The organism is Acidithrix ferrooxidans (assembly GCF_000949295.1).
Classification (GTDB): Bacteria; Actinomycetota; Acidimicrobiia; order Acidimicrobiales; family Acidimicrobiaceae; genus Acidithrix; species Acidithrix ferrooxidans.
This window is the reverse complement of record NZ_JXYS01000088.1, coordinates 1-25,117: the sequence shown is the minus strand read 5'-3', so window position 1 is coordinate 25,117 and position 25,117 is coordinate 1. Positions and strand designations below refer to the sequence as shown.

Genomic DNA, 25,117 nt, shown 5'->3' with positions numbered 1-25,117 from the left:
TCAAGATGGGTTTTCTTTGGTTTTTCACTTTGGAGCTATGGAACTGGGAGGCTATCTAGCGAGATGGCCATCAATGATGAAACCGTCTCAATCGCTGCCTCTTTGGAGTAGTTCCTTACTACTTGTTGCCTCCCTTTAGAACTTATTGCTTGTCGTTTTTTAGGTGAATCAACTAATTCCACGATTGCACCGGCCAGAGCACTAGTATCTCCACTTTTTACTATTACTCCGTTGAGGTCATTGGTGATTACCTCTTTGATGCCTTGAATGTCTGCCCCAACAACCGCTAGGGCACAGCCCATTGCTTCTAAGAGAACGTTAGGAATTCCATCTTGGTCGCCACTTTTAAGGACTATCGAGGGGTGTACAAAGATATCTGCGGACTGCATCTCTTTGAGTACGCCGTCTCTCTCGAGTGCCCCTAAGAACTGCACTCGATCTTGTAGCTGGTAGGACTTGACCATATCTTTTAGTTCACTCTTAAGTGGACCGTCTCCAACTAGGCGAAGTTTTACACCTTCACGTTCGCATGCAACCTTTGCGAATGCATCGATGAGAGTTGCATAACCCTTTTTTTCGACGAGTCTCCCTACTCCTAAGAGGGTAATTTCTCCGCCGTTAGGCTCCGATGGTTTAGTTTCTGGGGGACGAAATCTATTTGAGTCCACTCCATGGTGGACTAAAAGGAGTTTGTCGAGTTCGCCCTTGGGAAGTAGATCGAGTGTTCTACTTCGTATCTCATCTCGAGCCCGACTGGAACAACTCAATATGAATTGAGCTTGCAAGATCTTGCGTGCGAGTGAATCTGGCGAGGATGTATAGATGTCTTTTGCGTGGCCCGCCATCGAAAATGGCAACTTTAGGATTCTGGCGGCTATCATTCCGGCACTTGCAGGTGAGTGAGCAAAACCACCATGTATGTGGCCAACATCTTCCCCTTGACACAGGCGAGCGATCTTGATCCCCCATGCGATATTTTTCATGGATGCCGTGAAATTACCATGAATTACCAGACTTCCTATAACTTCTTTGTAGGTTTGGGGGTCGGACTTGCTGAGGAAGAGGTGTTCTTTTATTATCTGTGACCAAAGCTCGATAGGGCTTTGGTTTGGCTTTTCTTCGCCCAGATATATAACCGAGGCTCGCAGTTGGGCTACGTCTGGATCTATGAACTTTTCCTTTGGGTCAGCCATAGCAAGAACGAGGAGCTCAAAGCCTTTTTTTTCAAGGCCAAGCATCTCTTCAAGGATAAAGGTCTCTGAGAGGCGTGGAAATCGTTTTAGAACATAGACAATTTTCTTGTTTCGCATTAAATTTTACCCTTATCTTTTGAAGCGTTCGAATTTGGCATTTTTGGGGCCAAGCATTTTTGAGGATGCGAACTCAAGGGAGTTGGATGCGGATCTGAAGTTCTTTCGATACCCAAATCTCTCATTCTTTGTGCCTTTTGTCGACGAGCTTCTCGGAAGTGTCGTTTCGCTTGGGCGCCTGGTGGTTCTTTGGGCAGTGGGAATCTCGTCAAATCGGCCTTGTTATGCCTTAGGAACGTGGCTCTAATCAAAGAATTGCTAATTTTGTAGTGGGTGAGGTTGGATGGCCATGACCATTCTTGTTTAGCCTGAAGATAGGATCGATTTGATTCACTTTCACATTATTGGGGTAATTGATGATTTCTCGATAAGTGAAAACTTAGATATTTCTTATTTGTGAGATCAGGTCCCACCTCAACTGGGCCATTTCAACTGGGCCATTTCAACTGGGCCATTTCAACTGGGCCATTTCAACTGGGCCAGCCGGTTTCATGGGGCTGATTGATTGTTACCTTGTTCTTGTGGAGGTTTATCTAACCCAAACTCAGTTCTTAATTCTTTGTTTTTTAATGTAGTGGAAGTATTAATGTGGATCGAAGGACAAATTGAGCATTGGAAGTTTTGATACTTTTGAATCTAACTCTTTGGCCAGAATGGTTTTTGGCTTTAGAAGCCGATCATTAACTATGGAATCTTCCAGCCTCTTTGGTTGGTGCAACTATTGCTACGAGCCTAATAATCACCCCATGTGCTTACCTGAAGCGGTATTCTACGTTCACGATCGGCTAATACCAATTGCCACTGATCAACGGGATTAACGTAATCTCCCTTTAGATCAAGGCATGGTGCAGAGATTTTATAGATCGGCGTCGATTTTATTTTGCGACCGCCGTGTTCCCTCGTAGCCGCGAATCGGATATTTCACGTGGATGGCCTCTTGCTACGACTATGAGGCGAGGTCGACCTTGGTGATGGATGAAACGATAGGGCAATTTCTTGCATGGTTTTGGCGAGCGATTGTTGCTTTCGATTTTATTTTTTTACCTAGTGGTTGTAGATTGCGGTCTGTGCAGACGGTGTATTCGTTTGAATTTTTCGTAGGGGGAGGCCATGGAAATGGAAGATGTGGGCAAGGGGCTTGACGATTACCTAAGTGATCTATTGGCTCGATATAAGTCGGGACCTAATAACTTGGCTCGGACTATTTTGAGCCACTCGAAAGATGGCAGGGGTGGTTTGATCTATGTGGATGAAACTTCCTCAAGAGAATATTCGCTAGATGAACTCGGGGATTCGTCGGCACGCTTGGCGGCGTATCTTTTTGAACATGGGGTCGAACGCGGTGATCGTGTAGGAGTTTTGCTTCCAAAATGTCCAGAGCTTCTCATTACAGCATTAGCCATTTGGAGGTTAGGCGCTGTCTATGTTCCGTTATTTACGGCCTTTGGTACCGATGCTATCTCATTTCGGGTCGAAGACTCTAAATCGGCCTTTGTCGTAACTAATAGCGCAAACGTTGCTAAGTTGGATGACCTCTCACGTTCGATTGCCAAGGTGATAGTTGTTGGGGAGACACAAGTAGACGGGGACGTCTCGTTTGCTCAAGCTCTTAGCGAGGAGCCTTATCTCGACTTCGTAGATATAGATCCCATGGAGTTGATCGTTCTTATATACACCTCTGGAACCACGGGAACTCCAAAAGGTGTTCCTGTTCCTATCTGGGCGTTGGCTGCCTTTGAGGCTTACATGACTCTTGGTATAGGAATTAGAAGCAGTGACACCTATTGGAACTTGGCGGATCCAGGATGGGCATATGGCCTTTATTATGGCGTTATCGGACCTTTGAGTCTTGGCCATTCGATTCTGTTTTTGAATCTCCCATTTGATCCTAAGAACATTGAAGGAATCTGGCAAAGATACAATGTGACCAACTTTGCTGGAGCGCCTACGGCCTATCGCGCCATGAGAGCCGCCCTTTCCGATAAGGTGATTCCCACGAAGCTTGAGAGGATGTCGAGTGCCGGAGAGCCATTGAATCCTGAGGTTATCGATTGGGCTGCTAAATCCCTTGGTGTTGAGATTCGTGACCATTACGGTCAAACTGAGCTTGGCATGATGATAAATAACCACTTTGATGAACGACTGAGGCGTAGTGTGAAACCAGGATCGATGGGTCAAAACACTATGGGCTTTAGGGCTGTTGTGCTTAGTTCTGACTTCGTTGAACTTGGATTTGGGATTGATGGCGAAGTAGCGATTGATACCTATGCGTCGCCACTTTTTTGGTTCCCTGGGTACTATAACGCCCTAGAAAAGACAAAGGAGCGATTCTCTAGCGATGGCCGCTATTACCTAAGTGGTGACGTGGCGTCGATGGACGATGAAGGTAACTTCTTCTTTGCGGGTCGAAGTGACGACGTGATTTTGACTGCAGGGTATCGAGTAGGTCCGTTTGAAGTTGAGTCAACGATTATGGCGCATAGGGCTGTTGCGGAGTGCGCGGTAATTGGGGTCCCCGACGAGCTAAGGGGCGAAGCTATTAGCGCTTACGTAGTGCTACGCGAGGGCGAGGTGCCAAGTGACCAACTCGCCGAGGAGATTCGTCAAGTCGTTCGAGATCGACTTTCAAAGACCTCCTATCCCCGATTTGTGAATTTCGTCGAAGCCCTTCCCAAGACCCCAAGCGGTAAGATTCAGCGGTTTTTACTGCGTCGAGATTCGAAGGACTAGCTTTTCTCTAATAAGGGCGAACTTTTTGACTAGGGACCAAAAAACAAGAACTGCTTTAGTGGAAGGACCATTAAAGCAGTTCTTGTTTTTTTATTGTGATATTGCCTTTGAGCAAACCCAGACGTTACCTATCTCACTTTGCCTTTTGAGCCTTTATGATACTTCTAATGGCACTAGCTAGAGATCGTTCGAGTGCAACTAGGTGAGGGCTAGATGCATCATTTGGATCCGCGGTAGCTGTATCTGCTATAACTTTGATTCGATGGGTGATCTCTTCGAGAGCACTTTGGATGGACGATAATTCTGCATTGTGTGAGCTCATTGAATGATTTTGCCTTGATCCGTTCAAATGGTTTTACCCTGATAAAACATTAGTCGTGACGCTTCGAACTTAGTTGATTGGCGATCTTGAGGTGGGCGGTAGAAGATTTTGAGGTCCTATATGCAATTATTGTATTGACTTTGGCTATTAGTCTTTAGATACGATGCTAAAGACTCTTGATCTCAGAGAATCCAGCGGTAATTACCTTAGTGTATTGCCCCGACCCAAAGCTCAAGGCGAACCGCCAGTTGAAGCTGTTAGAAAAATATGTGATGAAGTAAGACAACGAGGCGATCGAGCTCTCTTTGAAATGACTAAGAAGTTCGACAAGGTTGACCTTAAAGAGCTAGAGGTGACGCGTGACGCGATGGAGGCTGCATATAGCGGCTTGGATCCTGGTCTTCGAAACTCTTTGGAGGTGGCGGCTGAGGCTATCTCGGGCTACTACGAGATTGAACTTCACGAAGATCGCGAATTTCATCACAATGGATTGATTGTCCAGCAAATGACAGTTCCGGTTGCGGTAGCTGGTTGCTATGTGCCTGGCGGTAAGGCTCGCTACCCAAGTTCTGTATTGATGACTGCAATTCCAGCCCGGGTTGCTGGGGTAGAGGAGATCATCCTGTGCGTACCGCCACGTAGCGATGGAACCGTGGATGACGCTACTCTTGCGGCAGCTCACATTGCCTCTGTCGATCATCTCTATTCAATCGGAGGAGCACAGGCGATAGCCGCGATGGCTTATGGCACAGAAACTGTTCGTAAGGCAGACGTCATAGTGGGTCCAGGAAATATATACGTCTCTCAAGCGAAGCGCGAAGTCTCTTCGGTGGTAGGTGTTCCAACCTCTTTTGCTGGTCCTAGTGAAGTTGTGGTAATTGCCGATAACACTGTGCATGCCAAGTGGGCAATCATGGATGTGATAGTTCAGGCCGAGCACGGTCCAGATGGCCTGGCCTGGTTGATAACCTGGGATGAGGATTTGGCTGCAAGGGCACCTTCGTTGTGTGAAACGTTACTCGAGAAGTCTCCGCGACAAAAAGAGACCGCCATGACTCTCAACGAAGGTGGATATGTAGTTCTTGTGCGAGATTTCCAGCAAGCTCTTGAGGTCTCAAATGCGATTGCGCCTGAGCATTTGGAGATTTTGAGTACTAAATATGAAAAGATGGTTCCTCTGATTCGAAATGCAGGTGCGGTCTTTTTGGGGCCTTATGCCCCTGCGAGTGTTGGTGATTACATCGCTGGGCCAAGTCACGTCCTTCCAACTTATGGAACGGCCCGATTTGCCTCTGCGCTTTCCGTGGTCGATTTTCAAAAGCGTATTCATGCTGTTGAGGTTTCTAAATCCGCGATGGAGTATATAGCTCCGCACGTTGAAGCAATCGCAAAAGCTGAAGGTCTTTGGGCTCATGGACAGGCAGCAAAGATGAGATTAAAGAAGTGACAGTCGCTCCAAGAGATGGGTTAGGGGTCTTCGCGGGATATCATTCACCACAGGTTGATGTCCCAATACGGCTAAATACCAACGAGTCTCCATTTTCGCCGCCTGGACAACTCCTTGAGGCTTGGACAAAGGCTGTTGGGGGGATGAACCTAAACAGATACCCCGACAGGTCTGCGAAGGGGGCGATTAGAGCAATTGCCGATTTCCACGGTGTATCTCCCGAGCAGGTCTTCATCGCGAATGGCTCGAACGAGGTTCTACAGTCGATACTGCTTGGCTATGGCGGCGACACTAGAGTGGCAGCATCATTCGAACCCACATATGCAATGTATGAGACGATAGCACGAGTTACCTCAACCCCATATGTTGCACTTGAGCGCGATAGTCGGCTTCTGGTGGATCTAAATCGAGGAATCGATGACCTAAAGGTCTCTAAGGCTGATCTTGTATTTGTCTGTACTCCAAACAATCCAACCGGCCTTCTTGAAGAAAGTGGATTGGTGGATACCCTTTTGGGCCGCTTTGGTAGCCTTGTCGTCGTTGATGAAGCATATGGGCAATTCAACGACGAGAGTTCGGTGCCTTTGATCCAGAGATACGACAATTTGGTCGTAGTGCGAACCTTCTCTAAGATATGGTCACTTGCTGGCATGCGTATTGGTTATGCTATCGCAGATAAGAAAATTATTGAGACGCTGTGGCGAGTTGCACTACCTTACCACTTGGATGCCTCGAAAGCCCTGCTTGCCGAATTGAGTTTCGACTATATTGCCGAGATGGAGGAGAGGGTATCCTTTTTGATTTCAGAGCGCGAGAGGGTGCAGGATCGCTTTGGCTCTTTAGATCTCTCCTTTTGGCCCTCAGCCACCAACTTCATCCTCTTTAGACCCAAAATTGGCCACGGCCATCGCCTCTGGGAGTTGTTGCTGGAGCGTGGTGTCTTGGTGAGAGATTGGTCGAGGTGGCCCCGACTTGACGACTGCCTTAGGGTCACCATTGGTACAAAGGCCGAGAACGACGCTTTTTTGGCGGCACTAGAGGAGTCTTTGGAGCTCCTTTAGCTTCAAAAAATCCAAACTGTGACTTGACAGGTTGGCCCAATTGAAAAGACCAACCTTGTCGAGGAGAACGATGCATTAATGTCTAGGTGGCAATGATAACACTGGAGAAAAATTGATGAGTACAATTGATGGTTTAGATGAAGGTCGGGTAGCTCGAGCCGGCAGTTGTCGACGAGTGACTAAAGAGACTTCAATCGAGGCATCGATTGTCATCGACGGGAGCGGATCATCTGAGATTGACACCATGATTCCATTTTTTGACCATATGCTGACTCAGCTTTCTAAACATTCGTCTTGCGATATCTCAATTTCAGCCAAGGGAGATATTGAAGTAGATGCACATCATCTTGTTGAGGATGTTGGAATCGTCCTTGGCACGATCTTTGCTGAGGCTCTAGGGGACAAAATGGGTGTTTCTCGCTTTTCTTCTTTGACACTGCCATTAGATGAAGCTCTTGTTGAAGTGTCGCTCGACCTCTCTGGCAGACCCTACCTTTACTACGGCATCGACTTTCCATCTTCTAATCCGCTTGGAAGCCCGCCCTTTGATCCTTGTTTAGCGGAGGAGTTTTTTAGGGCATTCTGTTTTGCTGGGCGGTTTTGCCTACATCTTGACTTGAGGCGAGGAAAGAATGCTCACCATATTTTGGAGGCTACCTTCAAGGGAGTCGCGCGAGCCATCTTGATGGCTGCTGCTCGTACCTCGATGGGAGTGCCTTCAACCAAAGGTGTCTTGGCGTAGCCCACAATGATAAATGAAAGATAAAAGGTGCTTGGCCTCGTTGCTAATGATGGCAGGCTTTGGTTTATCTATTTTGGTCTAGAGAATTTTTGTGATACTTTTGCACTCGGCAAGCTGGGGAGATTGAGATTTATATGAAGAATCGTATCGCAGTCTTGGACTATGGAATTGGAAATCTGGCATCAGTTGCTAAGGCGCTAGAGTCAATTGGGGCCGATGTGAATTTGGTGGATAGCCAATTTCCACTTTCACATTATTCGGGCCTTGTGCTTCCGGGGGTTGGCTCCTTTGGGGCTTGTGTGAAAGCTCTTCGAAATGTTGGCTTTCATGACGTTATATATGAGGCGGTTGGTCGCTCTCTACCAACGCTAGGAGTTTGCGTCGGTCTTCAGATGCTCTATGAGGGCTCCGACGAGTCACCTAACGAAGCGGGCCTTGGGATTATCGAAGGTCGGATTGAACTGCTTAAGACTAATCTGCGAATTCCTCAGATGCAGTGGAATCGGATTGCGATTCAAGATCGCTTTTCAAAGTCGCCTCTATTTAGTGGGCTGGGCCAAGAGACGTGGATGTATTTCGTCCATTCATATGGGGCGCCTGTTGGTGTAGATACTTCAGCTATCTCCAACTACGGCCATGACTTTACCGCAGCGATTCAAAAGGGAAATCTTTTTGGCACTCAATTCCATCCCGAGAAGTCTTCCACCGATGGATTGACAATGCTCGCTAACTTTGTTCGAATTTCATCGATCTAAAGTGGCTTTTAACGAATAGAAACATCTCTAAATGAAATGCACTTGGATAAAAAGAAAAGGAAATGGAGAATAGTGCTGCTCTTTAGTGATAACTTGAAATTTCAAGTTGTTATTTCTCTGCGCCAAAAAGAGCCGAGAAGAGTAGCTGGCCTATGGCTCTGGCTTAATGGCGATAGCTACAGTTAATGGCGATAAGGCTAGAACTTCGCAAATGGGATATGGGTTCTGGGATATTGGCTTGTGGGCTGGCTTTAGTGGAAATTGGTTTTTAGTAACTATTTAGAGTGAGGTGAAAAGGTGGAATTCATACCCGCAATCGATCTTTTGGGTGGCGAGTCGGTGCGCCTCTATAAGGGTGACTACAACATGGCTAAAGTTTATGACTCGCCGCTGGATCAGGTAAGAAACTTCATCGACTGCGGTGTCTCCTGGATTCATATCGTAGATTTGGATGCGGCTCGTCAAAGCGGTAACAATCAAGAACTAATTGGTACTTTGGTGGCAATATCCAACGACGCTGGCGTGAAAATTGAAGTTGGCGGTGGTATTAGAAGTATGGATGATGCTCAACGCTTGGTTGAGAGCGGTGTGTCACGATTGATTATTGGGACGAAGGCCGTCTCTGATCCAGAACTATTTGGAGAACTATGTTCTAACTTTTCTGGTGCAATTGCGGCGGGTCTTGACTATCGCAATGAAGATGGCCAGAAGGTCTGTGCTCTCAATGGCTGGTTAGAAAGAAGCGATGTAACACTTGAAGTGGCCCTAGCGCGAACCATAGAACTGGGCGCGAGTGCCTTGGTTCTGACCGATATCTCAAGGGATGGAACGCTCGAGGGTCCCGACTTTGAGACGCTCTTTGATGCTGGCAAAGTTGCGGCGGATGCGGACGTAGATTTGATAGCCTCTGGCGGTGTCTCTGGTTTTAGTGATTTGGTCAAGATGGTTGATAGGGATTCAGACTCCAAGGTCATCTTCGGGGTTATCTCTGGAAAAGCTGTGCATGAGGGATTGATCGACGTTATGGAGGCGGTAAAGCTATGCAAAGCGTACGGGTGATTCCATGCTTGGATATAGATGAAGGACGCGTTGTCAAAGGAACCAACTTTCTCTCTTTGCGAGATGCTGGAGATCCGGTTGAACTTGCCAGTTTTTACGATCGAAGTGGTGCCGATGAGGTGGTCTTTTTGGATATCACAGCGTCATCTGACAACAGACCCATCACTATCGATCTGATAAAACGAGCAGCAAGTGTGGTCTTTATCCCTCTCACGGTTGGTGGAGGAATTAGAAGTGTAAGTGATGCTCGTGCAATCTTGCGTGCTGGCGCTGATAAAGTCGCCTTGAATTCCGCAGCCCTTGCGCGACCCGCCTTGATATGTGAGATAGCCAATGAATTTGGTTCACAATGTGTTGTTTTGGCAATTGATTCAAAATGGACCGGTTCAAGCTTTGAGGTTTACTCCCATGGCGGACGAACTCCTACCGGTATTGAGTTGAAGAGCTGGGCTATCCTGGGAGAGCGACTTGGTGCGGGAGAGATCTTATTGACCTCTATGGATAGAGATGGGACTAAGGAAGGTTTTGATCTCGAGGGTCTTTCGGCGGTAGCGGGCGCTACGAACGTTCCTATTATTGCATCGGGGGGAGCGGGTTCACTGGATCATTTTGTCCAAGGAGCAAAGATTAGCGGAGTTACTGGGCTTTTGGCTGCGTCGGTCTTTCATTTTGGCACCTTTTCGGTCGCAGAGGTAAAAGATGCACTGCTAGCACAATCAATACCGGTTAGACCAAATCGCATCTTGGAGTAGCGATGGCCGATCTAAAGTTGATTGGCGAATCGAAAGAAAAAGAACTATAGGATCGACCAACTAGTATCTAAATTTCATTCAACATTTTTTGAGAGTTAAGTGGAAGATTCAAAGCAAGCTATAACAATGTTGGCCGATAGGGTTCTGGTCACAACTCCTCAATCCGAGGGCGAGCGCCATTCTCGATCGGGCATTCTAATTCCAGCTACTGCACAAGTAGCCAAGCGACTTGCCTGGGCCGAGGTCGTTGCCGTAGGTCCAGCCGTTCGATCGATATCTCCAGGAGATAAGGTCCTCTTCAATCCGGAGGATCGGTTTGAGGTTGAAGTCCAAGGTGAAGACTACGTGATTCTAAAGGAGCGAGACATTCACGCTGTGGCATCGGTGCGAATTGTAAATGAAACGGGACTTTACCTGTGACCCACGACGAGATCGATCTAGAAAGGTTAGTAAAATTTAATTCAGATGGTTTAGTCCCTGCTATCGTTCAAGACTCGACCAACAATGAAGTTTTAATGATGGCGTGGATGAACTTAGAGTCGCTACGTCTGACCCTATCCAGTGGTAGAACTTGGTTTTATTCGCGAAGCCGCCAAGAGCTGTGGGCTAAAGGCGACACCTCGGGAGCGATTCAAGAGGTAATGTCGCTCCTCTATGACTGCGATGGGGATACCTTACTCATAAAAGTGATCCAGCGGGGATCTGGGGCATGTCATACCGGGAACTACTCTTGTTTTTATCGGGATTTGATCGCCGACTCCAAAATGGCATCTTAGCCTGATTGATAGGTATCTACCAAAGTCAGCGCTCCTTCTTGCTAGCTAACTCTAATGAAGCTTTGCGCGTTGAGCCCATTGATGGATGGATTAATTGAAAGTTGGTTTAGTTCGTGCGATTTCTATCGAGGCAAGAATTTTTAGATCGTGCGGCTCAAAGCATGATCGTTCCTGTTTATCGGGAGATATTGGCAGATGAGCTGACTCCGGTTTCGGTCTATCGAGCCCTTGCTAGCGGAGAGAGTCACTCATTTTTGCTTGAATCCGTCGAGAGAGGCGAACGTTGGTCGCGCTATTCATTTATTGGTATACGCCCACTAGGTGTTCTTAGCCTCACTGACTCAAAGGTCTCCTTTGTGACCCAAGATCACGAACTTGCGCGATCGTTGGCGATTGACCCTGATGGCAGCTATTTAGATCAATTCGATCGACTTCTAGGTGAGCTCGCTACCGAGCCAATGGCGGAACTCCCTCCTCTCCAAAGTGGTTTTGTGGGGTTTGTTGGATATGACGTAATCTCAGAGGTCGAAGATATTGGAGCGAGAAATCCAGATCCAGTTGGTTTTCCTGATGCCATATGTGCTCTCATTGGGGATTTGGCATGTTTTGACCACCTTGCACAGCGAGTCTTTTTGATATCCACAGTTGTTGTCCCAGGCGACTCAGGTGGTGGCGTGCACTCACGCCTCTACGACGAAGCGAATGACCGTTTGGACGAATTGGAGCGTCGCGTCTCCAATATATCTGTCTCGCCATTTGTGGCTCCGATCTCTCAAAGCGGCATTGTTCTATCGAATTTAGAGGTATCTATCTCTCAGCACTCCTTTGTCGAGTCGATAGAGATTGCCAAAGAACATATATTGGACGGCGATATCTTTCAGGTCGTCCTTTCGAAGAGGTTTAGCTTCGATCTCGAATGTGACCCGTTGTCCTTTTATAGGGTCCTCAGGTTGAAAAACCCATCTCCCTATATGTATTTTGTCGACTTTCCAGAGATCAAGATCGCAGGTTCATCGCCGGAGCCTCTTGTAAGAGTGGAAGGTCAGAAGGTCATTTCGCGTCCTATTGCTGGAACTAGATCTAGGGGTACCACTCAGGCCGAGGATCTATTGCTGGCAGCTGAGCTGATTGAGCACCCCAAGGAACTAGCTGAGCATACGATGCTGGTTGATTTGGCGAGGAATGATCTGGGAAGAATTTCGCAATATGGCAGTGAGCATATCGATGAACTTATGACCCTTGAGCGCTATTCGAGAGTCATGCATCTTACGTCGCAGGTATCAGCTAAGCGTCGCGAAGGGGTGACGATAATCGATGTCCTGAAGGCGACGATGCCAGCTGGTACTGTTTCGGGCGCTCCCAAGGTCAGGGCTATGCAAATTATCAATGAACTTGAAAGCTACAAGCGAGGTCCATACGCTGGAGTAGTTGGTTACTTCGATCTGGCCGGAAATATGGATGTGGCTATCTCGATTAGAACTTTGCTTGTTGAGCCAAGCGGACGGGGCCATCTTCAAGCAGGAGCCGGAATAGTCTTTGATTCGGATCCTATCGGTGAGGATGAAGAGTGCAACAATAAGGCCAAAGCACTTTTGGAGGCCGCATCTATCGCCGCTATGACCGGCAAATTCCAAAGGAATCGGGATTAATCTAGGGTCAGATCGCAGTCTTTAGGCGCGACCAGTGACCCTGAAAAACCTCTCACTGAGGGTCCCCTTTGAAAATCGAGATGCGAAAATCGAGTTGCGAAAATCGATCTCAGTGACTTTCCCATATCTTTTTGCCTCGAAAATCGCTTCCTGCTATTGCTTTCTCCCAGCATGGATTCTTATTTGGGTATGAACTCAATGGGAATTAGTTGCTCGGGAATCCCTAGGTGTCTTGACCGAATGTATTCACCAAGTCCCTTGGCTTGGGGGTCTAAGCGGCTCGAGGATGCCACTCCTTCGCCGAGTAGACCAACCACTACGAAGTTGATAGCTCTTAGGTTTGGAAGTTCAAACCTCCGCACTTCTAAATCTTTTGCTTCCGTCAGTAGATCTTTGAAAGTATCTATCCCAAGGTTCTCCAAGAGCCATTCATAGGCAAGGTCGTTACGTGCCCAGAGGCCAACATTTGCATTACCTCCCTTATCTCCCGAGCGAGCGCCAAATAGGCGACCTAAGGGGATCGAATGAGTTTTACTGCTGATTACCTTAGAGATTTTAGGCTCTGACTTTGTTGGTTTTTGGGCTTTATGACTTATGGTCCCATCCTGTTGATTGGTATGTGGTATCGGTAACCTTGATCCGTCGCTTAGAACTACCTCGTGGCTGACGAGAGATGCGGGAATGAGCGTTGGCCAGTAAATGCCGTAGGCACTTTCTGAAGTGGGAATTGAGGTGGCATGAAATCCTGGATAACCACCTAAGGCGAGCTCTACTATTGCACCTGAAAAGGCTCTTCCGACTTTGCCTGGATCGGAATCTTTTATAGTTATTCTCAGATGAGCGATAGCGAGTTCATTACTAGGTGCGTCCATTTGATCATAACGAATCAGCTGTATGTCGACTGACTCAAATCTCTCCTTTCCGCCAAGAATACCAAAGAGCTCATCCTGGGCCCATTGTGCTTTATCTTGGATGTCCAGGCCGGTAAGCACCATAGTCATAGTATTGCGAAAACCACCGAGATAGTTGATGGCGACCTTTAGGTCTTGTGTCGGAGCGCTTCCTTTTGTCCCAGAGACCGCCACTTGGTTTGTGCCGATCTCTTTGAGGTCGATGGTGTCGAAGTGTGCTATCACATCGGGGTTTAAATATTGGGGCTCGGCTATCTCATAGAGGAGCTGTGCTGTTACGGTTCCAACGCTCACCAAGCCACCGGTATTTGGGTGCTTGGTTATGACCGCGGTTCCGTCAGATGCCACTTCAGCGATGGGAAATCCAGGGTAACGCCTATCGGTGATCTCTGCAATAAATGGATAGTTCCCGCCAGTTGCTTGCGGTCCGCATTCAATTATGTGACCGGCGACTACTGCGCCAGCTAGCTCGTTGAAGTCAGTTCGCTCCCAACCATGCCAATAGGCGGCAGGTCCAACCACCAAGGATGCATCGGTAACACGCCCTGTAATAACGACATCGGCGTTGTTTTTTAGAGCTTCAACAATGCCCCATCCCCCCAAGTAGGCATTTGCTGTAAGTGCTTGGATATTCGAGTTTTTGAGACTTATCTTTGTATCAAGATTTTCAAGATCGTATCCAGCCTCTAAAAGACTGGGAATCTCTGGGGCGATGTCGTCGCCGCTAATGTAGGCGACGTTCGGGTTTAGACCAAGGCGAGCTGCTAGTTGGCGGATATCATTTGCTAGTCCTGACGGATTCAGTCCACCGGCATTGCTCACAACTTTGATGCCGCGATCCATGCAGGTGCCAAGTACCTGTTCCATCTGGGTGAGAAATGTCCTTGCATAGCCTGCACGAGGATCTTTCAGTCGCGACTTCCAAAGAATAAGCATTGTCAGTTCCGCTAGGTAATCTCCCGTTAAAAAGTCGATTGGGCCGCCTTCGACCATGTCTAGGGCTGCTTGCATACGATCACCGTAAAAGCCGGAGCAATTTGCGATTCGGACCGCTCTCTTGGTTTTCATTTCGAGACTCTCCATTCGTGGGTAGCTAATTCGCTTTTGATTCTTCTTTGAGGGTTGGCTTTCGCCCTGGACCAGGTGTACTTGCAAATGCTTGTGCGATTTGCATCCAGTTTGCAGCGTTGGGACCGCTAGTTATAATTGTCGTATCAGCGAGGTTCCGTCGTTGAGTTACCACCAAACAAAAGTCGAGAGCGTCTCCAGAAACTACCTCGGCCGGATCCGGCGGCCCGAAGGTCCATTTTGAACCATCTGGCGCAATCAGCTCCACTCCAATTGAAACTTGAGGAATCGGTATTTCCCTTAGCAAATGGGCAAAGGGCATGGTGGCATATCCAAGGTGTGCGATATGGAATAAGCGATTCGTGGGGATGACCCGAACCCCTAGGGCATCTGCAATGTCTACACCATGGGCCCATGTCTCCATGAGGCGCGCAGTGATTGAGCTTGCTGCGCTCATATCGGGACCGTACCAGGGTAATCGAGAGCGCGGGTCTACTCCATGAAACGAAGAGATTAGAGCGGTTCTAGCACTTTTGAACCACTCCAGGAGTTTGTCTGGCGCCATATTGTGGTTCTGCTTTGCAATTTCATTGGGAAAATCTTCTCCATAGGCGATTACGTTTGCTAACTCTGAATTGAATCTATCTGGTTCTTTCAGTGCAAGGGTGGCTGCGTTGTCAAAGTAAGCTAGATGACTTACCTGATCCTGAATCGTCCAACCCTCTGCCGGTGTTTGGATATTCCAAGCCCAGTCGTCAAGGTGATCCAAAAGGTCTATCAAGACCTCAGATTCCAAAGAAAGATCTTTGAGCAGTTTGTCCATATCTATTACCATCTTCTTTGCCTCCATTTCGATGGGTGCTTTTTTCATTAAGAGCCATTGAATACAGTCCATATATTGCCGCTAGGCCATAGCGGAGCGACCACTCTATCTCTGTTCATTCCATCGTCATTGAATAATGATGAAAGCGCCAACGGCGTCGCAAATAGCCGAGTTGTGTGTGCTTTTTGCACTTGGGTGATTACCTTTAATCCAAATAGTGCCATAACTTTGTTGATGCGTTTTAGGCGGACTTGCGGCTCTAGTATCAATCGCCCGAGTCTTTTGAGGATTGTCACATCATCAAGTTTGACGATGGTAGCTTTTGTGATCCTTAGCCTCTTCTTTAAAATTGGAACTAAATCCAATGGCCGATTTTCAAAGGGAAGTCGGACTCTTTTTCTCAAGGTATTATCACTAGGGTTAGATCTGCTAATTGTGACTCTGACCCTCTGGGAAAGTGTATCCCTGCTAAGTTGAAAGCTGCATGATTGGCGTCCTTGGCCTAGTGGGGTAGCATGCACCGATCTTCTCGGTCGGAGTATGCTTCGGTGGCTCTCGATTACCGAAACCAATAAAAATGCTGGTGGGGATCGGTGGATGGTGATCTCTTTTGGCCTATGGTGGCTTGTTTTATTTGAGAGTTCATCTGTGAACTGAGCTTCCGGGAAAAACTCTTTTGCGTAAAAATCTGAGTCGGAAAGATTCATTCCTAGTGGTACTAGGAAGAAGATAGTCGTCACATCAAGGATGCGTGCGATCTTGGTCATGGTTAAATCTTTGTTCTTTAGTGGCGATGTTGCTTCGTCACCCAGAGCTTTGTGAGCAGTTGCAAAAGAGAGGTCTTTCGAAGTCGCTTTGACTCTTACGAGGTGGTTACTAGGTCTATGCCTAGGTCGACAGATGGTTCTGTTGAGCCTTTTGGTGGGGTTGGTGGATCCGAGGTGGCTGCTTGGATCCACAATTACGCTTGGTTGGTAGGCGCGATCGACGCGATGTTGAATGGCGCTATTGATGATTCTGGTGGCTCTATTTAGGTCGATGGTCGAGTCGAAATTAGACAACTGTGACCTTTCGCTAGATAGTCTCACGAGGCAATAATATGAAAAAGAATTCACCCATTAAGGGAAGTTTAACCAAGGAGTGAAATCACCCCTAACTTAGCTCATTTGTTCGTGGTTTTCTTTTTATTTCTGATTGCTCGGGTCTATCGTTCAATATCTAGGTCTATGTATCAAGGTTGATAAATAAAGGTTGATAGGGCTTAAAGGTTATGCTGATCTTGATGTAGGTTGTTGGTGGTCAACTTGTGGTTTTGATCAAGTCGATAATCATCTGGGCAAGTTCTTGGGAGCTCGCTTCTTGGAGAAGGTGACCAGCATTCAAGATCGTATGATGTTGAACTAAACTTGCACCGGGAATTGTCTCTATAAACTTCGTCTCTCCCCTTTTGTTATTGGACCGCTGTCTGAAAATGCGCATAAGACAGGTTTTACAAATTTAAAAAGTGTCTCCCATGTGGCTAAATTATCCTGGTGAGCAGGGTAGTCTGGACTAATTGGGACTAGGGTCGGAAAGATTCGCGCTCCAGCTTTGTAGATATCGTCCGGGAAAGGGGAGCTATAGGCGTCAATTGTGGCTTGAGAGAGACGACCTAGGGATCCGCCATTTACAATATCGCCTATTGGAAATTGTTCAGATTGGATCGAAAAGTCACGCCATGCGCTAAATGCCTTAGATACCTTTGCATTACCGGTTGGGAGGCCGGTGTTTGCAACCACCAATCGAGCAAATCAATCGGCCTCCATGCCAACTACTCTAAGGCCAATAAGGCCACCCCAGTCTTGGCAAAATAGTGTTATCTCGTCTAGCGGCAATTTTTTATGATTAGTTCGTGCATCCAGTTGACATGACGGCCAAAGGTATAGTCGGTAGTTAGAGTTGGCTTGTCACTTCGTCCAAAGCCAATTAGGTCCGGTGCTACACATCTAAATTCCGCTTTTAGAAGCGGGGGGATCATCTTTCGAAAGAGGCAACTCCACGATGGTTCACCGTGCATTAAAAGAACTACGGGAGCATCGCTATCTCCTTCATCAATATAGGTACATCGCAGTGTAGAGCCTCTAAAAGTCGTCAAGTGATTCATAGCGAGGACTAAACGGGAAGTCCGTAATTGGCTCAAGTTGGGACTCTGGAGTTCGTAGAGCTTTCATAGCCTGGTAGTTCCTTTTGTTTTAGGTGGTAGTGAATCTGTCCTTGAGGAAATTGAAGCACAAGGACTATATCTCATGTTGAGCTGCGGTTTTCTTGTGATTTGTGTTGTCTTTTGATCTCTGGTTGGTTAATTGGGGACTTGCAACCTAAGAAGTCATACCGCCAAGGCCCACTAGCCCTCTGGCGTGTTCAATCTCGCCCATGTGGCGAAGGCCGTGTTGGTAGATCCAACACTCGATCGCATCTTCAAGAGTGATTCCTTCTTCGCCGGCGACCCGGGCGCTAAAGGTTGATGCGATCTGAGGTGGAAACGGTTTCGCAATTATAATCTTTGTAAGATCGCTGGAATCTAATGTCTCTAGCCATTGCTCGGTACGCGAAAAGACCAGCCCCATATACTCTTTGAATGCCCCGTAACCACCAATTCTTTGGTTAACCATCTCTGATACCGTTTTGCTTTTGCCGTGATCAGGGATGGTGAGACCGATCTGATCTTGCCACTTCGAATTCCAAATCATAGGCGTATTCGTCATTAGCAAAAATGAGGTGTCGATCATGTTCGTTATATGAAAGAGGCTAAAGGCAATGGGTAAGACGCCTTCTCGTTCAAAATGGTTGACATCATCGATTGTCATCGTTGCCACTGCGTCATAGTAGAGCGAATGCATCGCGTGCATTCTTCTTCTAATCGAGTCGATTCTTAGCACGGGATCATTCAATTTTTTACCTCCAAATTATTCTCGCGACATCTCTATGGTCGCTATGGTTTCGAGATCTTTTTTGCTCTTTCTCGATCGAATTTCAAAAGTAACCTCTTTGATCTTGTCGGTAAAGGCAAAGTCGCCGCTGTAGTCGAGCGAGACGTTTGAGAGGCCATCGCGCCCAAGGTCCATTCCCATCGAGCCAAGCATCCTGATGACTGTCGGTATTTGCACTGTTGTTAGGGTATCGGTGCCAACCCCGACCGAAAGGCTACCTCCTTGGCCCTCTCGATCAAATTTTGCAAAGAGAAGGTGAGGCCCTGCGACAAGAGATATCGGTGATCTAGCCTGGTGGTGCTCGCCTAGAGCGTTGTAGTCAAAGACGAGTTCCCCGTTGATTATAAAGAAGCTATGGCCCACATTGTGGCTTCCTCTTGCGTAAATGACACCGGATGGATCGCTCTTTGATATTCCCACTGTTGCATTTAGGGTCCAAAGTCGACCACCGAGAGTTGGACAGGCATCTGCTGGGATGTGAGAGATCGGTGGAAGGTACTTATAGCTGTATCCGCTATGGGGTGTTGCTGGAAGGTTTTCAACTCCAAAAAGTTCTATAGTTCTATCGTCTAGTGGAAGGACGCCCATCTCTTTTGCTATAGACCACCAAGTATCCACCATCTCACTTAGGCGATCAGGGTATTTGGTGGCGAGGTTGTGGCACTCAGAGAAGTCTTTTGATAGGTCAAAGAGTTCCCACTCGTCGTCTTCGTACGGGGTTCCTTGTTCATGGTAAGTGGTTGCCTTCCAACCATTTAGGTAGATTCCACGGTGGCCGATCTGTTCGAAATATTGCGAGTTTCTAACTGGAGGTGCCATTGAATCGTTAAAGGTTGGCACGATGGATTGGCCATGCAGCGGAATCTGCTTCTGGCCTTCATTGTCTTGGACAAAGGTGGTTTGAGTTACATCAAGCACTGTTGCTGCGATGTCTATTGCGTGACAAAACTGGGTCCTTATCTCACCTGGGTTTTGGATTCCTGCTGGCCAGTGTGCTATTAGCGGATCGCGAACCCCACCTCCGTAGGTATTTTGTTTGTACCAGCGAAGAGGTGTATTGCCAGCTTGGGCCCCTCCCCAGGGGTAGTTCGAATGTGAATATTGACCCCCGATTTCATCTAGATTATTTTCAACTATGTAGTCGATGTCTTCTAATTTGCCGTTGAAAAAGCTAAATTCATCCTTGACCCCATAGGGTCCTCCTTCGCGACTTGCTCCATTGTCAGAGAGAAGCAGAATCAGTGTGTTGTCTAACTTGTCTTGTTCTGCTAGGAACGTCATTAACTTGCCAATTTGGTGGTCGGTGTGTTCAAGGATTGCAGCAAACGATTCTTGGAGGCGAGCCGAAAACTTCTTTTGATTTTCCGTTAGATCATCCCAAGGCGGCACCCCCGGATTTCTCGGTGAGGGGGTGGTGTTGAGGGGAATTATCTTTTTTTCCAACTGCCTCTCGAACCATTGTTGTCGAATTACGTCGTAGCCGCTGTCGAAAGCCCCTCGCCACTTCTGGCGATATTGAAGTGGGCTTTGGTGTGGGGCATGCGTTGCACCAAATGCGACGTAGAGGTAGAATGGTCGATCTGGACGAATCGACAGCAGATCTCTAAGCCATAGGATCGAGTGGTCAACTATGTCTTCGCTGACGTGATAACCCTGCTCTGGAGTTTTGGGTGGATCGATATGGTGGTTGTCATAGGTCAATTCAAGGTAGAACTGGTCTGTCTCTCCCTGCAAAAAGCCGTAATAGCGATCAAACCCCCGTTGTAGCGGCCAGTTAGCGTAAGGGCCGCCGGCCGATGTCTCGATCATGGGAGCTAGGTGCCATTTGCCAACTGCAAAGGTGGCATATCCGGCAGAGCGCAACAGTTCGGGTGTGGTAGCTGCATTTTTTGAGACGCCACCTCGCATGTTTGGATATCCGGTGTTCCAATTGGATACCCCTCTCGTTCCAACGCTGTGGTGGTTACGTCCGGTGATAATTGCTGCCCGCGATGGAGAGCAAAGGCCCGTAGTGTGAAAGTTGGTGTAAAGCAAGCCACCAGCGGCTAGGGCGTCGATGTTGGGGGTTGCAAGGGTCGATCCATAGCATCCAAGGTGTGAGAATCCAGTGTCATCCAAGATGATAGTTATCACATTTGGTTGGCCGACCCCAGAGGGCGGATCCGGCCAATGTGGCGTTGACTCTTGATATGTTCGGCCGATTTTGCCGCCGAATAATGGTTCGTTGATCACCTTAGGTCCTTGTCTTTGCTTTTTTGTTGGTGTCATCTCTGATGGCGTGGAAAATTACCTAAGCGATCTTTTCTCATCGTGTACCGAACTTATCTCCAATAATTCAAAGTTATCATTGTTTTGACATATTGACTGACAAAAGTTGGGTTAGTATGAGATTCAAAGGATATCTATCTTTGATTTTTTGTGCGTTGGGTCGATTTGGCAAGGGTAATGGAGGAGTTTATCTGGTACCTTAGAGATGGACTAGGGATGGACTAGGGTTAGGATGTTGCTGCTTTGAGGTCGAGTTAGCACGATTTTAGAGTTCTTTTGAGGTCGAGTTCGCACGATTTTAAAGGTTCTTAAGTACTTGCCTCTTGAGGTACGTTGAAAAGTATATGGATCATAAATTTGTATTGAGATCTTCTATATCTGGATATTACATACATTGGAGCCAGGGTTTTAGGCTTGCTTTTGACGAAATTGGGACGATCTAAATTTTCGTGCCGTAGCCGGAATCATTTTGGCGCTATGGGATTTGGGTATGTTGGCTCTTTTGGGTTAGCGATCGAACATGAATTGGAAATTGAATTGGATACGGAATTGCAAAGAGCATGAGCACTTCGGTGACCACCGATGGATCGAGTCTGAAGCCAATAGATGAGTTGCTTCTTCGCAAGTCTCTCTTTGTGGCATTTTCGATACTATCACAGGCTTCTAAATGTGAAGCAGCATGTCTTGATGGCGATTGCGACCATGATAGCCACGAGGATCTCGATTCTGTTAGCACGACTACTGTACCTAGTACTAATTGCGCAATTGTAGAGTTTGAGGTAATCCTGGGCTCAGCTTCTTTCTTTGAAGAGGAGACACCGGGTGACCCAGATGGTCGTCGCAGCCGTCGTGAACGAAATCGACTCCTAGTCGTTGATGGACTTTTAAATCTCTACTCCAACGGCAACCTTAGGCCAAGCGTATTAGAGATTGGCATAGCATCTGGTGTTTCGGGTCGCTCTATATTTCGCTACTTTAGCGATACCGACGATCTAGTTCGTAGCGCGATTGCTCGAGCGATTTATCGATCCCTGCCTTTGTTAGAAGTTAAGCTGAATGCCGATGCTACATTGAATGATCGCGTTGGAGCACTCATTGATCAACGTATTACGCTATTTAGTGCAATTTCCCCAGTCGCAATGGTCGCCCGATTGAACGCACCTTTTCAACCTATACTTCAAGAAGAAATCTCAAGAAATAGGAGATTTTTAAGACACCAAATTGCAAGGATATTGGGTGATTTTTTACCTTCGAGTGAATCAATGGATTCGAATATGACTCTCTTGGCCATTGACGTCCTCTCCTCATTTGAAGCCTATTGTCTTATGGTCAATGACCAAAACCTGTCGATGGCCCAGATTCGAGATTGTCTTTTCGATGCCATCATGGGAATTATTCGACAGAGTGAATATGCATCAAAAGGATCACATGGCCAAGGTAGTCTAAACCGTAAGGAAGAATAAAAGAAATGCAAAAGCGGGCATCAATTCGCTATGAGGTTTTTATCAAAGCTGACATTGAAACGATTTGGGAGATGATTGGCGATCCTCTTGCGATCTCTCGATGGTTTGTGGGGATTGCCTCTGCAACTCTAGAGGGTACGACACGCGTGATTGTTTTAGGCAGCGGCCTTAGCTTGCCTGAGACCATCGTGACGATTGATCCTGTTGCTCATCGTTTTCAATATCGGATAATAGCTCCGATCGTCAAGGAACATCTATCAACCATAGACGTGATCGAGGTTGATGAAGAGAGATCTCTCGTTATCTATAGCGTTGATGCGGAACCAGCCAACTTTGGCTTGATCATTGGCGGTGCAGCCGGTGCAGCGCTCGAGAATCTTCGCGAAATCTTAGAGGATAAAAATACAAAAGGTGAGGTTTAATTGGCTCGGAAAATTCTTTTTATTACCACCGATCAACAGAGATACGATACCTTAGGGTGCAATGGTGGGACTTTGGCATCGACACCGGTGGTAGATCAACTGGCTAGGACGGGTGTTCGCTTTGAGCGAGCGCACCCTCAATCGGTAGTGTGTATGCCTTCACGTTCAACCATGTTGACTGGCCAGTACCCAAGTACGCACGGTGTTTGGATGAATGGCGTACCTCTTCCAGTTGCGGCTCCATCTGTGGCTAGTGTCTTAAATCAAGTAGGTTATCGAACCGCCCTCATTGGTAAAGCTCACTTTCAACCATTTTTGGATCCATTTCTACGTTTTGAGGAAAATGCGATGAGCCAAGGTTCGGCTTCTCCTCTTTTGGGCTTGTATCGTGGTTTTGAGCATATGGAGTCAGCTGCGCACGGACCAGTTGGCCCATTTCACTATTCGCGTTGGCTTTTGGAAAACCATCCGGAGGTAATCGGTGGATTCTATAGCGTTTTGAATTCGTCCTTCGATGTTAATTCGGAGGGTGATGGCGATACAGGGGCCCCTCAGGTGCATGTTAACCCGGTTCCAAAGGAGTTGTACCATACCGATTGGGTAGCCGACCGCACAATTTCTTGGCTCAACACCTTGGGCAATGACGAGGATTGGTTTTGCTGGATGAGCTTTCCAGACCCGCACCATCCATGGGATCCGCCTCAATCTGAGGTCGGGAGAATAAATTGGAAAGACGTACCCCTGCCTAATGGCTATATCGAGTCCCAGAGTCAGCGTGAGGCGATCCTAGACGATAAGCCTCGACATTGGAGAGCGTGGTACGATGGAACCCTTATCTCGAACTACGAAGCGCCAAGTTCATGGGTCCCAGCCACCTTGACGGCCGACCAGGTCCGCGAGGTTAATGCTCGAAATGCCGTTGAGTGCGAGTTGATCGATGAAGCAATTGGCAGAGTAATTACTTCGTTGATTGAAAAAGGATGCTATGACGATGTGGACGTTATCTTCACCACCGATCACGGCGAATTGCAGGGTGATTTCGGCCTGCTCTTCAAAGGGCCATATCATGTAGATGGCTTAATGCGATTGCCGTTGATATGGCGACCAGCCCCGTCGGCGGGAATTAGGCCATCAACGGTTACTAAGCCGGTTGGACTATTGGATTTGGCGCCCACTTTTTGTCAAATTGCTGGAGTTTCACCTCAGTCATGGATGGAAGGAAAGGCCCTTCCAATAAGCGACGAGGACGCAACGAATCGGGATTTTTCGTGCGTGCTGACCGAGTGGGATAGTGAACTATTTGGCGTAAATGTTCATTTGCGCACTATTATGGCTGATCAATGGGTATGTACTACCTATCAGCCAGGTACTTCTCATGATGGATCTGAAGGCGAACTATACGATATCGTCCAGGATCCACTCCAGCACCATAACCGTTGGGGTGATCCCTCCTTGACTTCGATTCGTGATGGGCTTGTCGATCGTATTTGGGAGAGCCTTCCTAGGCACCCGGGTAAAAGACGTATCCTCCAAGCTCCGGTTTGATTGCTATGTCGGTGGGGTATTACAATTCAATTTGGTCCGGTGAAGATGGAGGGCCCTCTCGCCTTGGAATAGCGAACCACTCTGGCGACCTTGGTCTCATTGGTGGGCGCAAAAATGTAGAGGTTACTTCGCGTTTTGTACCACTTGCCACGATGGTGGTAACTAGAGACACAGGGGAGATCTATCTTTTGCGCCACGGAAGCGGCGACAACGCTAAGTGCTTTGTAGAAAAGATCGATCCAATATCGCTAGAACCTATAGTCACCTCTTTGGAGCTAGAGGGTGGACCCACATGGCCCGGAAGCATTGCCGTTCATTCAAACGGCTCGATCTATGTTGTTTTTGGCAATCACATCAGTCGCCTAACCCATCTTTCGCAGATTTCCCGAAAAATCGCCCTAATTGGTCCCTTTTGAGGGGATTTTGGGCGATTTTCGACTTGGGCGATTTATAGATGCCCTGGTAGATGGGTATTAGGTCTTTTTGGGTCGCGAATGTAGTGTCCTAATTTTTGAGTAGTTTTGATTATGACTTGCATTAGCTCTGACATGGTGCTATTGTCTTGTTGTGTTTATCCGTGAAACTCCAACAGTTAATAAAAAGACCGGCGTTAGCTACAGTAAGTACCAACTCGTTGAGTCCTACCGCTGTGAAAAAGGTCCCCGTCAACGTATAGTAATGACCTTGACCGAACTGGACCTGGATAAGTCATTGTGGCCAGCTCTGGCCAATGCTATAGCCCAGAGACTCTCTGGAGTAACCTCACTCTTTGAATCAGATCCTATTATTGCCAGATACGCCGATCTGGCAATCACTAAGTATGCAATTCGTTCCGAAGTTGCAGCCGCTAAAGAAACAAGAGCTACTGAGGCTGACCTTGAGATGGTAGATCTCTCTAGTGCTAAGACTATCAATAGTAGAAGTATCGGTCCAGAACTCATAGGAAACTCGTTCTATGAAGCTCTTAGCTTCGATAAGATCCTAGAGAGTGCAGGTCTATCGGGTGAATCCCTTGGTATTGCCAAGGCAACGATAATAGCTCGTC

22 protein-coding genes and 2 pseudogenes are annotated in these 25,117 nt (G+C 47.4%); 15 read left to right on the top strand and 9 right to left on the bottom strand.

Annotation, left to right across the window (positions count from 1 at the left end; all coding sequences use genetic code 11):
- Window positions 1–35: 35 nt before the first annotated feature.
- On the bottom strand, window positions 36–1,310 hold the full coding sequence (locus tag AXFE_RS13680; RefSeq protein ID WP_052606514.1) for a glycosyltransferase family 4 protein: 1,275 nt from the start codon (window positions 1,308–1,310) through the stop codon (window positions 36–38).
- Between the two features lie 1,110 nt (window positions 1,311–2,420).
- On the opposite strand from AXFE_RS13680, the gene AXFE_RS13670 reads away from it, so the two are divergent.
- Window positions 2,421–4,040: an AMP-binding protein gene (locus AXFE_RS13670; protein WP_200891295.1), complete on the top strand. Its 1,620-nt coding sequence runs from the start codon at window positions 2,421–2,423 to the stop codon at window positions 4,038–4,040.
- 133 nt (window positions 4,041–4,173) lie between these two features.
- On the opposite strand, the gene AXFE_RS13665 is transcribed toward AXFE_RS13670, so the two are convergent.
- Window positions 4,174–4,362, bottom strand: coding sequence for a hypothetical protein (locus tag AXFE_RS13665; RefSeq protein WP_052606512.1), 189 nt, complete (start codon window positions 4,360–4,362; stop codon window positions 4,174–4,176).
- 163 nt (window positions 4,363–4,525) lie between these two features.
- On the opposite strand from AXFE_RS13665, the gene hisD reads away from it, so the two are divergent.
- From hisD to AXFE_RS13620, 9 genes and pseudogenes are all read left to right on the top strand, one after another.
- Window positions 4,526–5,809 carry a histidinol dehydrogenase gene (gene hisD / locus AXFE_RS13660; RefSeq protein WP_052606511.1) on the top strand — a complete coding sequence of 428 codons (1,284 nt, stop codon included), beginning with the start codon at window positions 4,526–4,528 and terminating at the stop codon, window positions 5,807–5,809.
- Entirely contained in the window at window positions 5,806–6,870 is a 1,065-nt protein-coding gene (gene hisC, locus AXFE_RS13655) for a histidinol-phosphate transaminase (protein ID WP_160291866.1), read from the top strand. Before hisD ends, hisC begins: the two co-directional genes overlap by 4 nt.
- A 115-nt stretch (window positions 6,871–6,985) precedes the next feature.
- Window positions 6,986–7,612, top strand: a complete 627-nt coding sequence (gene hisB / locus AXFE_RS13650; protein ID WP_052606510.1) for an imidazoleglycerol-phosphate dehydratase HisB — start codon at window positions 6,986–6,988, stop codon at window positions 7,610–7,612.
- A 134-nt stretch (window positions 7,613–7,746) separates the two neighbouring features.
- Entirely contained in the window at window positions 7,747–8,367 is a 621-nt protein-coding gene (gene hisH / locus AXFE_RS13645) for an imidazole glycerol phosphate synthase subunit HisH (protein ID WP_052606509.1), read from the top strand.
- Between the two features lie 297 nt (window positions 8,368–8,664).
- Window positions 8,665–9,426: a 1-(5-phosphoribosyl)-5-[(5-phosphoribosylamino)methylideneamino]imidazole-4-carboxamide isomerase gene (locus AXFE_RS13640; RefSeq protein WP_052606508.1), complete on the top strand. Its 762-nt coding sequence runs from the start codon at window positions 8,665–8,667 to the stop codon at window positions 9,424–9,426.
- Entirely contained in the window at window positions 9,408–10,178 is a 771-nt protein-coding gene (gene hisF / locus AXFE_RS13635) for an imidazole glycerol phosphate synthase subunit HisF (protein ID WP_052606507.1), read from the top strand. The genes AXFE_RS13640 and hisF overlap by 19 nt, the downstream gene beginning before the upstream one ends.
- 126 nt (window positions 10,179–10,304) lie before the next feature.
- A complete protein-coding gene (locus AXFE_RS13630; RefSeq protein WP_052606506.1) occupies window positions 10,305–10,598 on the top strand; it encodes a GroES family chaperonin in 294 nt (97 codons plus the stop codon).
- 11 nt (window positions 10,599–10,609) lie between these two features.
- Window positions 10,610–10,927: pseudogene (gene hisI, locus AXFE_RS13625) on the top strand (phosphoribosyl-AMP cyclohydrolase); the annotation flags it as partial.
- Window positions 10,928–11,115: 188 nt separating this feature from the next.
- A complete protein-coding gene (locus AXFE_RS13620; protein WP_052606522.1) occupies window positions 11,116–12,603 on the top strand; it encodes an anthranilate synthase component I family protein in 1,488 nt (495 codons plus the stop codon).
- A gap of 179 nt (window positions 12,604–12,782) precedes the next feature.
- On the opposite strand, the gene AXFE_RS13615 is transcribed toward AXFE_RS13620, so the two are convergent.
- From AXFE_RS13615 to AXFE_RS13590, 7 genes are all read right to left on the bottom strand, one after another.
- Window positions 12,783–14,582, bottom strand: coding sequence for an acyclic terpene utilization AtuA family protein (locus AXFE_RS13615; RefSeq protein ID WP_052606505.1), 1,800 nt, complete (start codon window positions 14,580–14,582; stop codon window positions 12,783–12,785).
- 25 nt (window positions 14,583–14,607) lie between these two features.
- The gene (locus AXFE_RS13610; protein ID WP_200891293.1) at window positions 14,608–15,453 is read right to left on the bottom strand and encodes a TIGR03084 family metal-binding protein; all 846 of its coding nucleotides are present in this window, start codon (window positions 15,451–15,453) and stop codon (window positions 14,608–14,610) included.
- Window positions 15,453–16,466, bottom strand: coding sequence for a hypothetical protein (locus AXFE_RS13605; RefSeq protein WP_052606504.1), 1,014 nt, complete (start codon window positions 16,464–16,466; stop codon window positions 15,453–15,455). The genes AXFE_RS13610 and AXFE_RS13605 overlap by 1 nt, the downstream gene beginning before the upstream one ends.
- Before the next feature lie 363 nt (window positions 16,467–16,829).
- Window positions 16,830–17,186, bottom strand: a complete 357-nt coding sequence (locus AXFE_RS20495) for an alpha/beta hydrolase family protein (protein ID WP_200891292.1) — start codon at window positions 17,184–17,186, stop codon at window positions 16,830–16,832.
- Window positions 17,187–17,269: 83 nt separating this feature from the next.
- Window positions 17,270–17,548, bottom strand: coding sequence for an alpha/beta fold hydrolase (locus AXFE_RS20490; RefSeq protein ID WP_200891291.1), 279 nt, complete (start codon window positions 17,546–17,548; stop codon window positions 17,270–17,272).
- A gap of 214 nt (window positions 17,549–17,762) precedes the next feature.
- Window positions 17,763–18,335 carry a hypothetical protein gene (locus tag AXFE_RS13595; RefSeq protein WP_052606503.1) on the bottom strand — a complete coding sequence of 191 codons (573 nt, stop codon included), beginning with the start codon at window positions 18,333–18,335 and terminating at the stop codon, window positions 17,763–17,765.
- A gap of 15 nt (window positions 18,336–18,350) precedes the next feature.
- The gene (locus AXFE_RS13590; protein ID WP_160291865.1) at window positions 18,351–20,606 is read right to left on the bottom strand and encodes an arylsulfatase; all 2,256 of its coding nucleotides are present in this window, start codon (window positions 20,604–20,606) and stop codon (window positions 18,351–18,353) included.
- A gap of 596 nt (window positions 20,607–21,202) precedes the next feature.
- Between AXFE_RS13590 and AXFE_RS13585 the strand changes: the two genes are divergently transcribed.
- From AXFE_RS13585 to AXFE_RS13565, 5 genes and pseudogenes are all read left to right on the top strand, one after another.
- The gene (locus AXFE_RS13585) at window positions 21,203–22,105 is read left to right on the top strand and encodes a TetR/AcrR family transcriptional regulator (RefSeq protein ID WP_052606501.1); all 903 of its coding nucleotides are present in this window, start codon (window positions 21,203–21,205) and stop codon (window positions 22,103–22,105) included.
- 5 nt (window positions 22,106–22,110) lie between these two features.
- On the top strand, window positions 22,111–22,527 hold the full coding sequence (locus tag AXFE_RS13580; protein ID WP_052606500.1) for an SRPBCC family protein: 417 nt from the start codon (window positions 22,111–22,113) through the stop codon (window positions 22,525–22,527).
- Entirely contained in the window at window positions 22,528–24,072 is a 1,545-nt protein-coding gene (locus AXFE_RS13575; protein WP_052606499.1) for a sulfatase family protein, read from the top strand.
- Between the two features lie 11 nt (window positions 24,073–24,083).
- On the top strand, window positions 24,084–24,488 hold the full coding sequence (locus AXFE_RS13570; protein ID WP_160291864.1) for a hypothetical protein: 405 nt from the start codon (window positions 24,084–24,086) through the stop codon (window positions 24,486–24,488).
- A gap of 151 nt (window positions 24,489–24,639) precedes the next feature.
- Window positions 24,640–25,117: pseudogene (locus tag AXFE_RS13565) on the top strand (IS1634 family transposase); the annotation flags it as partial.